The 15,304-nt window shown below is 55.3% G+C and carries 15 protein-coding genes; 9 read left to right on the top strand and 6 right to left on the bottom strand.

Annotated features, from left to right (window positions below; all coding sequences use genetic code 11):
- The 6 genes from ACOSDM_RS11135 to ACOSDM_RS11110 are packed head-to-tail and all read left to right on the top strand — an operon-like array spanning nt 1 to nt 6,118.
- A complete protein-coding gene (locus ACOSDM_RS11135) occupies nt 1-801 on the top strand; it encodes an ABC transporter ATP-binding protein (RefSeq protein ID WP_420724591.1) in 801 nt (266 codons plus the stop codon).
- Between the two features lie 15 nt (nt 802-816).
- Nucleotides 817-2,175, top strand: coding sequence for an MlaD family protein (locus tag ACOSDM_RS11130; RefSeq protein WP_420724590.1), 1,359 nt, complete (start codon nt 817-819; stop codon nt 2,173-2,175).
- The gene (locus tag ACOSDM_RS11125; protein WP_420724589.1) at nt 2,172-2,894 is read left to right on the top strand and encodes an ABC-type transport auxiliary lipoprotein family protein; all 723 of its coding nucleotides are present in this window, start codon (nt 2,172-2,174) and stop codon (nt 2,892-2,894) included. Before ACOSDM_RS11130 ends, ACOSDM_RS11125 begins: the two co-directional genes overlap by 4 nt.
- Nucleotides 2,895-2,921: 27 nt before the next feature.
- A complete protein-coding gene (locus ACOSDM_RS11120) occupies nt 2,922-4,259 on the top strand; it encodes an aspartate aminotransferase family protein (protein WP_420724588.1) in 1,338 nt (445 codons plus the stop codon).
- A gap of 3 nt (nt 4,260-4,262) precedes the next feature.
- Nucleotides 4,263-5,105, top strand: a complete 843-nt coding sequence (locus tag ACOSDM_RS11115; RefSeq protein WP_420724587.1) for a 3-keto-5-aminohexanoate cleavage protein — start codon at nt 4,263-4,265, stop codon at nt 5,103-5,105.
- 8 nt (nt 5,106-5,113) lie between these two features.
- Nucleotides 5,114-6,118, top strand: a complete 1,005-nt coding sequence (locus ACOSDM_RS11110) for a TAXI family TRAP transporter solute-binding subunit (protein ID WP_420724586.1) — start codon at nt 5,114-5,116, stop codon at nt 6,116-6,118.
- Here ACOSDM_RS11110 and ACOSDM_RS11105 read toward each other — a convergent pair.
- Nucleotides 6,102-6,428 (bottom strand): hypothetical protein, encoded by a 327-nt coding sequence (locus ACOSDM_RS11105; protein ID WP_420724585.1) that lies wholly within the window; start codon nt 6,426-6,428, stop codon nt 6,102-6,104. The genes ACOSDM_RS11110 and ACOSDM_RS11105 overlap by 17 nt on opposite strands.
- A 140-nt stretch (nt 6,429-6,568) precedes the next feature.
- On the opposite strand from ACOSDM_RS11105, the gene ACOSDM_RS11100 reads away from it, so the two are divergent.
- The 3 genes from ACOSDM_RS11100 (at nt 6,569) to ACOSDM_RS11090 (ending at nt 10,946) form a co-directional block, all read left to right on the top strand.
- Nucleotides 6,569-7,534, top strand: coding sequence for a TAXI family TRAP transporter solute-binding subunit (locus tag ACOSDM_RS11100; RefSeq protein ID WP_420724584.1), 966 nt, complete (start codon nt 6,569-6,571; stop codon nt 7,532-7,534).
- 125 nt (nt 7,535-7,659) lie between these two features.
- On the top strand, nt 7,660-10,497 hold the full coding sequence (locus tag ACOSDM_RS11095; RefSeq protein WP_420724583.1) for a TRAP transporter permease: 2,838 nt from the start codon (nt 7,660-7,662) through the stop codon (nt 10,495-10,497).
- Nucleotides 10,498-10,514: 17 nt separating this feature from the next.
- Nucleotides 10,515-10,946 carry a universal stress protein gene (locus ACOSDM_RS11090; RefSeq protein WP_420724582.1) on the top strand — a complete coding sequence of 144 codons (432 nt, stop codon included), beginning with the start codon at nt 10,515-10,517 and terminating at the stop codon, nt 10,944-10,946.
- Nucleotides 10,947-10,981: 35 nt separating this feature from the next.
- On the opposite strand, the gene ACOSDM_RS11085 is transcribed toward ACOSDM_RS11090, so the two are convergent.
- From ACOSDM_RS11085 to ACOSDM_RS11065, 5 genes are all read right to left on the bottom strand, one after another.
- Nucleotides 10,982-12,193 carry a hypothetical protein gene (locus ACOSDM_RS11085; RefSeq protein ID WP_420724581.1) on the bottom strand — a complete coding sequence of 404 codons (1,212 nt, stop codon included), beginning with the start codon at nt 12,191-12,193 and terminating at the stop codon, nt 10,982-10,984.
- An 88-nt stretch (nt 12,194-12,281) separates the two neighbouring features.
- Nucleotides 12,282-12,653, bottom strand: coding sequence for a DUF423 domain-containing protein (locus ACOSDM_RS11080; protein WP_420724580.1), 372 nt, complete (start codon nt 12,651-12,653; stop codon nt 12,282-12,284).
- A gap of 121 nt (nt 12,654-12,774) precedes the next feature.
- Nucleotides 12,775-13,254: a hypothetical protein gene (locus ACOSDM_RS11075; RefSeq protein WP_420724579.1), complete on the bottom strand. Its 480-nt coding sequence runs from the start codon at nt 13,252-13,254 to the stop codon at nt 12,775-12,777.
- A gap of 179 nt (nt 13,255-13,433) precedes the next feature.
- Nucleotides 13,434-14,336 (bottom strand): ABC transporter permease, encoded by a 903-nt coding sequence (locus tag ACOSDM_RS11070; RefSeq protein ID WP_420724578.1) that lies wholly within the window; start codon nt 14,334-14,336, stop codon nt 13,434-13,436.
- The gene (locus ACOSDM_RS11065) at nt 14,333-15,301 is read right to left on the bottom strand and encodes an ABC transporter permease (RefSeq protein ID WP_420724577.1); all 969 of its coding nucleotides are present in this window, start codon (nt 15,299-15,301) and stop codon (nt 14,333-14,335) included. The genes ACOSDM_RS11070 and ACOSDM_RS11065 overlap by 4 nt, the downstream gene beginning before the upstream one ends.
- Nucleotides 15,302-15,304: the final 3 nt, after the last annotated feature.

The following is a 15,304-nucleotide window of genomic DNA, read 5'->3' as shown; positions in this document are numbered from 1 at the left end:
ATGACCCAGGAACACAGGAAATCAGAAGCCGATACAGATCCCATCGCCATTCGGGTGCGTGGTATCAAAACTCAGTTTGGGGCACAGGTCATTCATGATGGGGTCGATCTGGACGTCAATCGGGGGGAAGTGATCGGCATTGTCGGGGGGTCAGGCACCGGAAAATCAGTGCTGTTGCGGGAAATTGTCGGCCTGCAGCGCCCCAGTGGCGGCACGATAGAATTGCTGGGAACCGATGTATGGGGGGCAGGATTAGAAGCGCGCAATCAGTTGCGCACCCGAATCGGGGTTCTGTTTCAGGATGGTGCCTTGTTTTCTTCTCTGACCGTGGCGGAAAACATCCAGGTTCCGATGCGGGAACACCTGAATATGCCCCAGGCGTTGATGGATGAATTAGCCGCCTTGAAGATCAAGATGGTCGGCCTGGCCCCGGAGGCGGGTGGCAAGCTGCCCTCGCAATTATCGGGCGGGATGCGCAAACGTGCTGGATTGGCAAGGGCCCTGGCGCTGGATCCTGATGTGGTGTTTCTGGACGAACCGACAGCGGGCCTGGATCCGATTGGCGCGGCGGCGTTCGATGAATTGATCCGGTCGCTTCAGGGCAGCCTGGGGCTGACCGTCTTTATGGTGACCCATGATCTGGACAGTCTGGCGGCGATCTGTGATCGGATCGCGGCACTTGTGGACAAAAAGGTGATGGTCGGTACGATGGAACAGCTAATGAAAGCGGATCATCCGTGGCTTCAGGAATATTTTCATGGGCCGCGCGCGCGGGCGGTCTCTGGAATGGCTGCGGAATAAGGGGACGGTTAGATTATGGAAACTCGGGCCAGTTTCGTCCTTGTCGGTACTTTTGTGTTGTCATTTTTTATCGCCGTGATTGCTGCGGTGGTTTGGCTGGCAGGGCTTGAGATTGGGTCGGACACGACACGCTATGATGTTTATTTTAAGGGATCTGTCACGGGCCTGTCGGTTGGCAGTCCTGTACGCTACAGCGGCATTCCTATTGGCAACGTTACCAGCCTGCGCATTTCACCGGATCGTTTCGGGGAAGTGCAGGTTGTGATCGATGTGCCAAAAGATACTCCGATCCGTGAAGATGCCGTTGCCCGTTTGGAAACCCAGGGTATTACAGGTGTTGGATTTATTGAAATCAGCGGTGGAACGGAATCCGCACCGGCCTTGACGGCAAAACCAGGGCAGGAACGACCTGAGATAAAATCGGATAAATCAGCGCTTCAGCAGGTCTTTGAAAGTGCGCCTGAAATCATGGGTAACCTTAAGGAAGTGTCGGAACAGGCCACCAAGCTGTTGAATGACGAAAATATCGCCCATTTGCAGGGAACTATTGAGAATATTGAAAAGTTCTCTGGCGCGCTTGCGGACAGTTCTGAAGACATCGCGCTTCTACTGCAGCAAGGGGCGGGCGCGATGGAACAATTCAAACGCGTCGCGGTGGAAGGGGAACGCCTGGTTGCGGCCTTTGCCGATCGATCTGATGGCATAGCCGGCGCAGCGGAGGAAACCATTCAGGACTTGAGTGGATTTGCCAAGAAACTGAATGATCTTGCCGCCCAAACCAGCCCGATACTGGAAAATGCCAATAAGACGGTGATTAATTTCTCTGCCGTTGGAGACGATATTCGCGGGCAGATTGGCAAGGTTTCCGAACAATTGTCCGGAACGATTGACCGATTGGATGGGACGATCGGCCAGACTGACGCCCGGATCGCCCAGTTGATGGAACAGGCGCAATCCTCTCTGAAAAATGCTGACATCATGATGTCGACGGCGACAGGACGGATCGATTCCGTAGCAGATTCCGCAGAAGACACCTTTGGGGAATATCAGGGGCTGGCCCAGACAATTGCGCCCATGGTCGATAGTGTCGCGTCCGACGCAACCAAGGCCGTGAAGGATTTCAGCGCGATTTCAGGAGAATTGCGATCTGCAGCGGTTAACATTGCAGCGGCCGCGGATGAAGCGCGCTTGCTGATCAAGGAAAACCGCGATCCGGTGACGAATTTCACCAGCAATGGATTGTTCGAATTCACACAATTACTGTCAGAAATGCGGGTCCTTGTTTCATCGCTCAGCCGCATCACAAATCAGATTGAACGGGATCCCGCACAATTCTTCTTCGGCGATTCCCAGCAGGGGTATGAGGTACAATGACCGGTTTCGAAAAGGAAGCGTTGATCGACAAGGGCGCAACACGCCGGCAGGCCATGCGCCATGTGGGGCACCTGACATTTGGACTGATGGCAACAACGGTATTGGCCGGGTGTGCCCTGAAACTACCTGGCAGCGGGGATCCGGCCCGGATTTATGTTTTAACGCCCAAGAGCACGTTTAACGATGACCTTCCCGAAGTGTCGTGGCAGTTGCTGGTTGAAGCGCCACAGGCGGCCGCCGGGATTTCCAGCGCCCGAATTGCATTGCGCCGTTCGCCTATTGAAATCGAGTATTTCGCGCGGGCTGCCTGGACCGATAGTGCGCCAAAGATGATCCAGACGCTTCTGATCGAAAGCTATGAAAACAGTGGCAAGATCATTTCTGTTGGACGCCAGGCAATCGGGTTGCGGTCTGATTTCATACTGAAAACGGATCTGCGTGAATTTCAGGCGGAATATGTCGATGAACATGGCGTTCCCTTGCCGGAAGGCACACCGCCCAATATTCGCATTCGGATGAATGCCAAACTGGTGAAGATGCCAAAGCGGGTTATTGCCGGCTCTAAAACATTTGAATATGTCGTGCCCGCTCCCGGCTCTTCCATGGTGGAAATTGTTCGGGGCTTTGATGAGGTTCTGGGCAAGATTCTCAAGCGGATGGTCGTATGGTCTCTTGAAGAAGGCCAACGGTTGTACGAAAAGGGTGATATGGCCTCTTAAGCCAACCATCTGACACAGGATACGATCATGACCCATGTTTTTCACCGCAACTGCGGCGCGCCCCCTCCGACCGCTGTTCAGGGCGATGGGTGTTACATTATCGATTCTGAAGGCAAGCGCTATTTGGATGCATCTGGCGGGGCGGCAGTCAGCTGCCTGGGACATTCCCATCCCCGTGTTATTCAGGCGATGAAGGATCAGATGGATGCCCTATCCTTTGCGCATACGGGGTTTTTCACCAATAAGCCATTGGAAGACCTGGCTGATTTCCTGATATCTCGGGCACCGGACGGATTGGACTATGCCTATTTCGTATCCGGCGGTTCGGAAGCGATAGAGACGGCGCTGAAACTGGCCTATCAGTATTTCTGGGAGAAGGGGGAGGGGCACCGCCACCGCTATATCGCACGCCGCCAAAGCTATCATGGCAATACGATGGGGGCCCTGGCCGTTGGGGGCAATATGTGGCGGCGGGAGCAATTCGCCCCGATCCTGATCGATGTGGAGCATATCTCCCCTTGTTATGCCTACCGGGATCAGCGCGCAGATGAAAGCCTGGAAGACTATGGACTGCGCGCGGCCAATGATCTGGAAGCTCGGTTGTTGGAAGTGGGGCCAGAAAATGTGATTGCCTTTGTGGCGGAACCTGTGGGCGGTGCAACCTCTGGGGCTTTGGTGCCAGCCCCTGGCTATCTGCGGCGCATCCGTGAAATCTGCACGCAATATGGTATCCTGCTGATATTGGATGAGGTTATGTGCGGCATGGGGCGCACGGGTGCCTTGTTTGCCTGTTCCCAGGATGATGTGACACCGGACATTCTGGCCATCGCCAAGGGGCTGGGCGCGGGCTATCAACCCATTGGCGCGACCCTGTGTTCAGCGGAGATTTACAATACGATACGCGATGGGTCAGGTTTCTTTCAGCACGGACATACCTATCTGGGACATCCCATTGCTGCTGCGGCTGCGCTGGCCGTGCAGAAGACGATTGAGGATGAAGACCTGCTGGACAATGTGACCAAGCGGGGGGCGCAATTGATGGGGCGATTACAGGCCCGCTTTGGCAATCATCCCCTGATCGGAGATATTCGCGGGCGCGGTCTGTTCATGGCGCTGGAACTGGTTGCGGATCGCAGTACTAAGGAACCGTTGGATCCCGCATTGAAAATCCATCTGGCGATTAAGAAGCATGCTATGGCGCGCGGGTTAATGTGCTATCCAGGGGGTGGGACAATTGATGGAAAGCGTGGCAATCACGTGCTGTTGGCCCCCCCCTTTATCATCGATGACAGCCATGTTGATGAAATCGTTGAGAAACTGGGTGCTTCCATTGATGCTGCCCTTGCTGATGCCGGGTTGGCCTGATCGATGACTATTGGCGCTGGGGCTGTTCCTTTGATATTGGCCGTGGCGCCCAATGGCGCCCGCAAGACAAAGGCGGACCACCCGGCCTTACCCATGCAGGCGGATGAAATTGGTCTGGCTGCGGCTGCCTGTCGGGAGGCGGGTGCGGTGATGATCCATTTGCATGTCCGCACATCGCAAGGCACCCACACGCTGGATGCGGATCTGTATCGCGCGGCCATCGCGGCGGTGCGGCGAGAGGTGGGTCCAGACTTTATCGTTCAAGTCACGTCCGAGGCGGTCGGCCTCTACACCCCCGACCAACAGCGTGCTATGGTGCAATCCGTTCGGCCGGAGGCTGTATCACTGGCCATTCGCGAACTCTGTGCGACCGCTGAAGATGAAACGGACTTTGCGGCCTTCACGGCTTGGATGGCGCGGGAATCGGTGCATCCCCAGTATATCCTTTATGACGCGGATGATGTAGCCCGGTTTGCTGATCTGCAGCGGCGGGGCATCCTTTCGACCCAGGGAAGTTTCATTCTGTACGTGTTGGGGCGATACAGTAAAACCCTGACATCCGACCCGACAGATCTGCTGCCTTTTCTGACCATGGCGCAGACACAGGCGCTGACCAATCCATGGGCGATTTGTGCCTTTGGTCCAAAAGAAGCCGCCTGTGGATTGACCGCTGCGGGGCTGGGCGGGCATTGTCGTTTAGGGTTTGAAAATAACCTTAGGCTTGCGAATGGAGAGATCGCACCCGACAATGCACATCTGATCGCGCAGATTGCGGATAATGCTGTGTTGGCGGGACGGGTTCTGGCCACCGAAAACAGCGCTAGACTGGCACTTGGTATGAAATGAGGGATGGAATGATTAATTTGAAATCGATGGCTGCGGCGCTTTTTCTGGGCTTGGTGCTGACGGGCGGCACGGCAAGTGCCCAAACAGCCAATACCAGCAGCATTGAATTGTCATTGCCAGGCTCTCAAGAGCGTCTGTTGATTGGGGGCGGATTGCCTTTCGGATTGTATTTTCCGTTGGCTGGAACGCTGTGCCGTCTGGTTGAAACGGCGGATGAGCCTGCCCTGTGTGCCGTTGCAACCCTGGCTGACAGCGATGCAGCTATTGCCGCGCTGCAGGATGGATCATTGCCTTTTGCCCTGGTGCAAAGTGACTGGCTGTATCATGCGGTGCGCGGCAGCAGCCGATATCAGGAAACCGGCCCAGCAGAGGGATTGCGCGCCGTCGCGGCCTTTTATACTGAGGCTTTCACGGTTTTTGCCAAGGCAACTGGCCCAATCTCTAAAATCAGTGATTTGAAGGGAAAACGCGTCAGCGTCGGGGCAGATACCAGCTATCGCGGGATTCTGGCCAATGTCGCGCTGGCAACGGCGGGGCTGGAGCGGGATGATCTGGCGGAAGCCAGTGCAGAGCCCGTCGTCACCGCGATTGAGCGTTTGTGCGATGGTCAGACGGATGCCGTCGTCGTAATGGCGGTGCATCCTGCGGAGTATCTGACCGCAGCAGGCCGCCGATGCGGCATAACCCCACTATCCTTCAGTGATTCAGAAGTTGCTGATCTGTTGGGGGATTTGCCGGGGTATGCATCCGTCGTCATCCCGGCCAGGACCTATCCCGGCCAGGCTGTGCCGGTTAAGACCGTTGGGTTGCGCCCTGTCCTGGTGACCACTGTGGATGCGGATGATGCCGTCGTAGGCGCATTGACCACGGCAATTGCCCGCGGCCTGACCCGGCTGAACGAGGCGCATCCTGCCTTTTCCACGATACGGATTGAAGACCTGACAAGCGCGTCCCTGTTTGCCCCGATGAATCCCGCCGCGGCCAGGGCCTTGGGGATCACGGCACAGCAATGAGTGTGCTGCACACTTTCTGTGCATTGACGCCTTCGTATGGGGTGGGCATGATACAAGCCAACAAAGAATGAAACTGCTGAAAACACGCTTCACGTATAGTGGACACAAACAGGCAGGTTAGGAACAGGGTGACGGGTTTCGCGGGAAAAGTGTTTCTTGCAGCAAAGATGTGCCGGGCGGTGTCCTGCACTGGAATCCCGTATGAAAATTCAGGTCCGACAAAATTGAATTTGAGGGTATGAGGCGCATCGCACACCGTTTGTGCTGATGACAGGGTATTGTGTCTTTGCGAAATGTCGGCACGCGCCATGGGCATTTCATATAGGCAAAGTTACAAAAGTTAGAATGAAAGATGCCTGAGATTAACAAGATTGCAGGCTTTTTTAGAGCTTCCGTTGCGTCAACACTGTTTCGTGACGAAGAAGGTGTAAACAGAAGGGAGAGTATCAAATGATGATTAAGAAAATGGGTCTTACGGCCGCCTTTTTAGGGGCAGCCCTTTATTCCACGGCTGCTGTGGCGGAAACCAATATTGTGATCGGGACCGGTGGTGAAACTGGTGTTTATTATCAGGTTGGTGGCGCAATTTGCCGTTTGGTGAACCGCGGTACGTCCGAACATGATATCAAATGCACCCATACAACGGGTGGTTCCGTCGCTAATATCAACGGTATTCGCAACGGAGACCTGGATTTGGGTGTGGCCCAGTCTGACTGGCAGTACCATGCCTATAATGGCACGGCTCCTGACAAGTTCCCTGAAGGGGCCTTTAAGGAATTGCGCGCTGTTTTCTCTGTGCATCCAGAGCCTTTCACTGTGGTTGCCCGCGCCGGTTCCGGCATCACGAAATTTGAAGACCTTGTCGGCAAGCGTGTGAATGTTGGCGATCCAGGGTCAGGGGCCCGCGCAACGATGGAAGTCGTGATGGAAAAGATGGGCTGGACCATGGACAGCTTTTCCCTGGCGTCGGATTTGAATTCCAAGGAACAGGCTGCTGCATTGTGTGATGACAAGGTTGATGCCATCGTATTTACCGTGGGTCACCCCGCAGGCACGATTTCGGAAGCAACCACCACCTGTGATTCCGTCCTGGTGCCGGTTGATAACGACGTGATCCAAAAGCTGGCGGCTGACAATGCCTATTATGCTATGACATCCATTCCGGGCGGCATGTACAAGGGTACGGATACCGACACGACAACATTCGGTGTCGGCGCGACCTTCGTATCCTCGTCTAAAACCAGCCCGGACGTTGTGTATCAGGTTGTAAAGGCGGTGTTTGATAACTTCGACCGCTTTAAGAAGATGCATCCGGCTTTCGCCAATCTGGAAGAAGCCAAGATGATCAAAAACAATCTGTCTGCCCCGCTGCATGACGGCGCGGTGAAGTATTATAAGGAACGTGGCTGGATGTAAGTCCGGTTTGGGGGGCGGGCGACTGTTTGGGTGCCGGCCCCCCATTTTTTTCGTCAATTTGCCTGATACTTAAATTTGCATACACTCTTAGTGTTACAACAGGTCATGCGTAGGGGGATGTGGTGATGAGCGATAAGAATGACGGGGCCGGTGGTCTAAGCCAGTCTGAATTGGACGATCTCGTTGCTTCCAATGACACCGGGGGGCGCGCACCAACCAATCAGACCTTGGTTCTTGCCATGGCGACGATCGCGTTGCTGTGGTCCCTGTTTCAGGTCTGGATCGCGTCACCTATCCCATATGAAATTGGCTTTGGTGCCTTTTCCAGTAAGGATGCTCGCGCCATTCACCTGACCTTCGCTCTGGTATTGGCCTTCATGGCCTATCCGGCGTTCAAAAGCAGCCCACGGTCTTATATTCCAATCACGGATTGGATCATCATGATTCTGGGGGCGTCCTGCGCATTTTATTATTTTGCGGCAGATTTGCCGATTGTCGCCAGCCTGGGGGGGGAATTGCTGAGCGACCGCCCGGCGAACGCCAATACCACTGATGTCATTGTCTTCTGCGTCGGTATCGTCGCCCTGTTAGAAGCCACCCGCCGCAGCCTGGGCCCGCCGTTGGCTATCCTGGGCATTTTCTTCCTGGCCTATACTTATTTCGGGCCTTACTTCCCGGGATTGTTACAATGGAAAGGGGTCAGTTTTGAAGGCTTGGCCTATCACCAGTGGCTTTCTCAAAGCGGTGTGTTCGGCATCGCGCTGGGGGTGTCAACGGACCTTGTTTTCCTGTTTGTTTTGTTTGGGGCCTTGTTGGATAAGGCCGGGGCGGGAAGTTATTTCATTAAGGTTGCGTTCGCCCTGATGGGCCACTTGCGGGGAGGGCCTGCAAAGGCGGCAGTTGTCGCGTCCGGTATGACCGGTCTGATCTCTGGTTCTTCCATCGCCAATGTGGTGACGACGGGGACCTTTACCATTCCGATGATGAAGCGCGTCGGGTTCAGTAATGAGAAGGCGGGCGCGGTAGAGGTTGCGTCTTCCGTGAATGGTCAGATCATGCCACCGGTGATGGGGGCTGCGGCCTTCCTGATGGTGGAATATGTCAACATCCCCTATTTCGATGTCGTAAAGCATGCCTTCCTGCCAGCGATTATCAGCTATATCGCCCTGGTCTATATCGTCCATCTGGAAGCCATGAAACAGGACATGCCGGCCCTGGAACGGGTTACGACGCCCAAACCGTTGAAGCTGCAGTTTCTGTCTTTCCTGATGTCGGCTGCGATGTTCATCGCGATTGGTGGTGCGGTTGCCTATCTGTCAGAAGCATATTTCATGCTGACCAGTTCACCGGCACTGCTGTTGGCCTCTGCCATTGCATTGGGGGCAATCATCATTCTGTCCAAGGGCATTTCGCGGGGCGCTTCTGAGGGGACAAAGGCAGCGATTTTCTCCACCTTCACCATGGTGGTTGGCTATTGCATCGTCGGCGGCTTCTTCACGATGTATCTGCTGCAGACGATCTCTGAAATCCTCAGTGCCAATGGCCTGGATTTCCTGATGCTGTACATCGTTTCGGCTCTGTTGATCCTGGTCTATGTCTTTCTGGTCAGCATCTGTGCCCGCTATCCGGATCTGGAAGTTGACGATCCGAACTCCCCCATCGTCACGCTGCCAATGCCGCGCCCGACGATCATGTCTGGGTTGCATTTCCTGCTGCCGGTCCTGGTTTTGATCTGGATGCTGATGGTAGAGCGCAAGTCGCCCAGCCTGTCCGCATTCTGGGCAGTGATGCTGATGATTTTCATCCTGATTACCCAGCGGTCGCTGTTCGCCTTTTTCCGGGGGGAGACCGGCAATGGGATGATTGGGGAAAGTATCCGCGATTTGGTTGCAGGCCTGATTTCAGGCGCGCGCAATATGATCGGGATCGGGATTGCCACCGCTGCGGCGGGGATCATCGTTGGGGCCGTATCTCAAACCGGGATTGGCAGCGCGCTGGCCGATCTGGTTGAACTTATGTCCTTTGGCCAGTTGATCCTGATTTTGATCTGGACGGCGGTTCTTAGCCTTGTGCTGGGTATGGGCCTGCCGACAACGGCAAACTATATCGTCGTGTCATCCCTGCTGGCACCTGTTGTGGTGGCGCTGGGTCAGCAGAATGGCCTCGTCGTGCCATTAATCGCGGTCCATCTGTTCGTCTTCTATTTTGGCATCATGGCCGATGTCACGCCGCCGGTCGGGCTGGCATCCTTCGCTGCGGCGGCGGTGTCGGGTGGTGATCCGATTAAGACTGGTTTTGTCGCGTTTTTCTATTCCATGCGCACGGCCCTGTTGCCCTTCCTGTTCATCTTCAACACCGATCTGCTGCTGATCGATGTAGGGCCCCTGCAGGCGGTGATAGTCTTTATAGTGGCGACGGCGGCGATGCTGATCTTCACAGCCGGGATGCAGGGCTTTTTCCTGGCGCGGTCGCGGTTCTATGAATCGGTTCTGCTGATCCTGGTGGCGTTTACATTGTTCCGCCCGGGGTTCTGGATGGATATGATCATTTCCCCCACCCAATCCATGCCGCCTAATTCGATTGTTGAACAGATCGGCGCATTGGAGCCAGGGAAGGATATGGTCCTGCTGGTTGATGGTTTGGATAAGGCAGGATCACCCATTGAGTTTACCGCAATTGTCGAAGTTCCTGAGGGGGCGACGGGTCAGGATCGTTTGGAAAACTTCGGTCTGGAACTGATCATCGATGGCGAGAAAGTAACAATCGACAATGTTGTCTATGACTCACCGGCCGATAAGCAGGGCGTGTTTGATTGGGATCAGGTGATTATGGATGTCCAGGTTCCATCCAATCAGCCCCCTAAAGAGTTGTTGTGGATACCGGCGCTAGTTCTGTTCTTCTTGATTGGTTGGGTTCAATCCCGCCGTCAAAAGCGCATTAACCTGGGCCATGCAACGGCTTAGGATAGGGGGAGAAGACCATGTATAAGAATGTCTTGCTGGCTGTGGATTTGGGTGAAGATGCGTCTTGGAAAAGGGCCCTGCCAGAGGCCATTGCTTTGATCAAGGCGTCAGGGGGCGTGCTGCATATCATGACCGTCGTACCTGATTTCGGCATGACGGTCGTTGGATCCTTCTTCCCGTCCGGTTTTGAATCCAAGGCCATCGCGTCGGCACAGGAAAAATTGCATGCTTTTGTGAAAGAGCATGTGCCACAGGATATCAAGGTTCAGCACATTATCGCCCATGGCGGACCGGCCGAGGAAATATTAGCGGCTGCGAAGAAAGTCCCAACAGATGTGATCGTAATCGGGTCTCATAGACCCGGGCTGGAACACGCTATCCTGGGGTCTGTCGCGTCGCGTGTGGTTTCCCACGCAGAATGTTCTGTTCTGGTCGTGCGCGGAAGCTAGAGCGCGTTCTGATCATCCCAGGCCGGTCTATGGACCTAAAGATTACCGCCCGCAGGTTCCAGAAAGGGCGGTGGGTCGGTAAAATCGACGCTTGGAATATTCAACAGCGGGTCATTGGCATCGGATAATTCCAGAGACAGCCCTGTTAAAACCCCCTGATTTCCAGTGTCCAATCCAGTAGAGGCAATGTCGGAATTGTCTTGGGAGGTATCTTCCCCAATGGCGTCAGGGTCTTCTGTCGTCATGGCGGCATTTGTGTCCTGCATCGGCTGCTCTAGCTCTGGTAGGGGTTCCAGTGACGCTGTGTCTTGCGATGGCTCCAGGGAAGATGTTGGCGCCGGATCAAGCGGGGACAACGGCTCTAGCGGTGCCAATGGGTCCAAGGGCGAGGGAGAGTCCAGTGGCGCCAATGGCTCCAGCGGTGTGGAAGGGTTCAGTGTAGCATTAGGATCAAAGGTCTGAGACTCTGGAATACCATTATCCTGTGACGGCGGGGTCAAAGGATCCAAAATTGCCCCAGGATCCAATGTTTCCCCTGTTGAAGAACCACCCAATTCATTGTCTGTAATGGGGGCGGATGCTTCCGGTGCGTCTGCGGGCATAACGCCATCATTCAACATCGCCAGATACAGGCGATCCGCTGAACCGGCGGCGCAATCCTGGCATACGGTCAGATTATCGGCCCCTGGACCATTTGTGACGCCAATAATGTCCCCATCAGGGGCTATCATGGTCTGGCGCCAGTTGCCGCGTGCAATCGTATAGCCGTTGATCATTTTCTCATAGATCATGGCCGGGGCGGGGGATAGGACACCTTGATCATCAATCTTGAATCCGGCGGCGACAACGGTCGCGCCAATTGGCATGTTGCGGTCCATCCATACAGTTTTTTCCTCACCCACAGCGCGGTCATTGCCATAAACGACAAGATACTGATCGCCTACCTGATCATAGATGAAGGGATAATCGCTGGCGCGTTCCCAGTTTCCAAAGGTCTTGGCAATAATATGTTTGGACTGGGCATAGCCTGCCAGCAAGCGCTCTTCAAAGCAGTCATAGGCCGCTTCCAATTGCTCTTTTCCAGGGGTGGCCGCCGGGCTGCCATCTTCTGCCTTGGTGGGCGCTACACTGCAGGGGGGAGGGGTGTTTTCGCCAGCCACCTCATCGGCCATTGCCGTTGTAGCCGAAAGGCTAATCACAGATGCCAGCGCCGCAATCGCCAGTGTATGACATGATTTTAATGCCACGCTATTGATTCCTTTTCCCATCTCACACAATCCTGCGACTGTTTTTAGGCCGATTCTATCCAGTTTCGGAAGCATTTTCGGACAATCGTCACAGCTTTCTTTTTAGCCCGGCTAAGGCGATGGTCAGCCATCCAATAATCAAGCTTAATCCCCCGATCGGGGCGGCGGCACCTGCGGCCCGAAAATCCAGAAAAGCCAGAGCCAAAAGACTGCCGCAAAAAACCAGCGTGCCAAATGTGAACAGGCCCGCCGCCAGTGCCAGCGTGCGCGTGGTTTGGTGTCTCAGGGCAATCGCGCAGCCGAAAATTGCAACGGCATGGATCAGCATATACCGGCTGGCGGTTTCCACCCAATCGACGGCTTTATCCGTCACCATAGTATCCAGGCCATGGGCGGCCCAGGCACCCAAACCAACAGCCAATGCGCCAAACACGCCCGCGAAAATTAAAAATAGACGCATAAGGTACTTCCTTTGAAAAGGCTGCGCGTATTACGTAGAAAAGCATTGAGCCCGCCAAGGCGGGCTCAAGACAGTATAAAAAGGAGTATCCCTGGGTCCAGGGAATACTGGGGAATTACGATCAGGCGTATTGGTCAACAACCTGCCCAAGCGCGCGTGTCTGCTCCGACTGGGTGTTCTGGTTGCCGTTCACCGTTGCTGTGGACTCTTCGTTTCGTGTCGTCTGGTTCGTTGCCCCAACACCGGTTGCCGACGCGATCTGTGTCACAGCCTCTGTGTCCGTCGCGGCATCCACTGTGGCGTCGTCATTGGCCGCCTGGGCCGCGTCCTGAGCCTGTGTCAGGTAATCCTGCGCGGCATTGCTCAGCGTTACTGTGTCGGTATCATCTTCTTGCTGAGACTGCTGGGATGCTTGCTGTTGCGTGTCTGTTTCCGCAGCGCGCAACTGGTCTTCAGCTTCGACATCATCAACGGCGGGTTGCTGTTGAAGCTCTTCCTGACGTGCCCGTTCGTCGGCGCGGCGCTGGGCTGCGGCCTCCGGGTCGAACGTGCTGCGCGTAACTGCGGGGTTAAATCCGCCAATACCACCGATGTCGGCCATACCGTCATCCTTTCTTTTCTCGATGCTGGGGAAAGACGCCCCCGTATTCTGCACCCATATAAATTCGCCGGTTCTTCGGTCGAATAGATACTTATCTGCCTTAATATAGTCAGTTTCGCCAGGTTCCGCAACATATGGATGACATTTGATCTAATTTTGGTCTTATAGGAGGGTAGGCTTTATCGGCGATGTTGTTTCGGGTCCAGGGCGTCTTGTAATCCATCGCCCAGAAAATTGAAGGCGATGACGGTTACAAAGATCGCTAATCCAGGCCAAAGCGCCAGATTTGGGCTGTCCCAGATGTAATCCTGTGCGTTGGTCAGCATCGTCCCCCAACTGGGTGTCGGCGGGCGAATGCCAAGGCCAAGAAAGCTGAGGACGCTTTCCAGCAGGATGATATTCCCGATCGACAAAGTCGTTGCGATAACGATGGATGCCTGGACATTGGGAAAGATATGCCGTCGCATGATGGTAAATGGGGTTGCCCCTTGTGCTCGGGCGGCGACGACAAATTCCCGTTGCTTCAGGCTTAGAGTCTCCGCCCGGACCAGCCGTGCCACGGTTGGCCAGGCGACCAGAGAGATAATCATAACAAGGCGCATCAACCCGGACCCGTCGGTAAACGCGCCCAACCCGATCTTATTGAAATCCAGTGCGGACAGGACGATCAGCAGCGGCAGAAGTGGCAGGGCGATCACCCCATCGGTCAAGCGCATCAATAGGCTGTCCAGCCATCCGCCAAAGTAGCCAGCACAAATGCCAATGATGCTGCCCAGTATGGCGGCGGTCAGGGCGGTGATTAGGCCAACAGTCAGGGAGGCCTGGCTGCCCAGGATTAAACGGGCCAACACGTCGCGTCCGAGCTCGTCTGTGCCCAGGGGATGGCCGGGACCTGGTGGTCCTTTCAGATTGAAGAGGTCCGTTTCAAATCCATCCAGGTCCAGCAACGCCAGAAGATGCGGACCCGCCAGAGCGGTCAGAACCAGCAGGATCAGGACAATAAGGGATAGAACAGCCATCCGGTTGCGCAGGAAGTTTCCCCGGATCCTTTGCGCACGACGCAGGGGGGGAGGGTGCGTCATCTGCCATTCCCCCGGTCCTGCAGCGCGATACGCGGATCCAGCGCGGCGTATGCGATATCTGCCAGAATACTGCCCGCCAATGTGAAAGCGGTCGCGACCATCAAACCGACCAGTGCCAGATTGAAGTCATTGCCCATCACGGCCTCGTAAATCATACGACCCATGCCAGACCACCCGAAAATCGTTTCGGTGATCAGCGCACCGGAAAATAATGTACCAAAACTAAGCGCAATCACGGTGATCAGGGGCAGCAGCGCATTGCGCAGGGCGTGATCAAATAGCTGGCGCGCCGGATTGGCCCCTTTTGCCCTGGCAGTGCGCATATAATCCTGACCAAGGGATTGCAGCATCGCACCGCGCATGAAGCGGGTGAAGCCGCCAATGGATGCCAGGCTGAGCGCGGCGACGGGCAAAAGCATGTGGCGCAGATGGTCCAAACCGCTATCGCCGCTTTCTGCCATTCCGCCAGCGGGAATCCAGGCGACCGGCACAGCGATATAGGCGATCAGCAACAGGGCCAGCCAGAAGGGGGGGACTGAAATCCCGGCAAAGCAGACCAGATTGATGGCATAATCTGTCAGGCGATTATGTCGGGCCGCCGCCCATACGCCCAATGGGATCGCCAAAGCCAGGGCCACAAGGGTGCTGATCCCCAGCAATTGAAATGTTGCCCAAAGGCGCGGCATCAGCACGTCACCGACCGGTTGCTGATACAGTCTGGAATATCCGAAATCCCCCTGCAATGCACCTGCCAGCCAACTGGCATATCGTGCCAGGACCGGGCGATCCAGATCATAGCGCGCCCGCAATCTTTCGGCGTCCGCCGCCGTCATTTCTGGATTGGCGGAAAACATCAGATCGATGGGGTCACCTGGCATCAAACCGATCAACCCGTAGCTGGCAAAGGACACGACCAGCAGCACAAGAAAACTGTGGATCAAACGATGGGTGAGGTAGTGGATCATCGG

It is taken from the genome of Hwanghaeella sp. LZ110, from assembly GCF_048892525.1.
Classification (GTDB): domain Bacteria; phylum Pseudomonadota; class Alphaproteobacteria; order UBA8366; family Aestuariispiraceae; genus Pacificispira.
Note: the sequence above shows the minus strand (reverse complement) of the source record. Positions and strands in the feature narration are given on the sequence as shown.

Bases quoted from the DNA above. Each gene is read 5' to 3' on its own strand.
- ACOSDM_RS11135 (WP_420724591.1), top strand. From the start codon at position 1: ATGACCCAGGAACACAGGAAATCAGAAGCCGATACAGATCCCATCGCC.
- ACOSDM_RS11130 (WP_420724590.1), top strand. From the start codon at position 817: ATGGAAACTCGGGCCAGTTTCGTCCTTGTCGGTACTTTTGTGTTGTCA.
- ACOSDM_RS11125 (WP_420724589.1), top strand. From the start codon at position 2,172: ATGACCGGTTTCGAAAAGGAAGCGTTGATCGACAAGGGCGCAACACGC.
- ACOSDM_RS11120 (WP_420724588.1), top strand. From the start codon at position 2,922: ATGACCCATGTTTTTCACCGCAACTGCGGCGCGCCCCCTCCGACCGCT.
- ACOSDM_RS11115 (WP_420724587.1), top strand. From the start codon at position 4,263: ATGACTATTGGCGCTGGGGCTGTTCCTTTGATATTGGCCGTGGCGCCC.
- ACOSDM_RS11110 (WP_420724586.1), top strand. From the start codon at position 5,114: ATGATTAATTTGAAATCGATGGCTGCGGCGCTTTTTCTGGGCTTGGTG.
- ACOSDM_RS11105 (WP_420724585.1), bottom strand. From the start codon at position 6,428: ATGGCGCGTGCCGACATTTCGCAAAGACACAATACCCTGTCATCAGCA.
- ACOSDM_RS11100 (WP_420724584.1), top strand. From the start codon at position 6,569: ATGATGATTAAGAAAATGGGTCTTACGGCCGCCTTTTTAGGGGCAGCC.
- ACOSDM_RS11095 (WP_420724583.1), top strand. From the start codon at position 7,660: ATGAGCGATAAGAATGACGGGGCCGGTGGTCTAAGCCAGTCTGAATTG.
- ACOSDM_RS11090 (WP_420724582.1), top strand. From the start codon at position 10,515: ATGTATAAGAATGTCTTGCTGGCTGTGGATTTGGGTGAAGATGCGTCT.
- ACOSDM_RS11080 (WP_420724580.1), bottom strand. From the start codon at position 12,653: ATGCGTCTATTTTTAATTTTCGCGGGCGTGTTTGGCGCATTGGCTGTT.
- ACOSDM_RS11075 (WP_420724579.1), bottom strand. From the start codon at position 13,254: ATGGCCGACATCGGTGGTATTGGCGGATTTAACCCCGCAGTTACGCGC.
- ACOSDM_RS11070 (WP_420724578.1), bottom strand. From the start codon at position 14,336: ATGACGCACCCTCCCCCCCTGCGTCGTGCGCAAAGGATCCGGGGAAAC.
- ACOSDM_RS11065 (WP_420724577.1), bottom strand. From the start codon at position 15,301: ATGATCCACTACCTCACCCATCGTTTGATCCACAGTTTTCTTGTGCTG.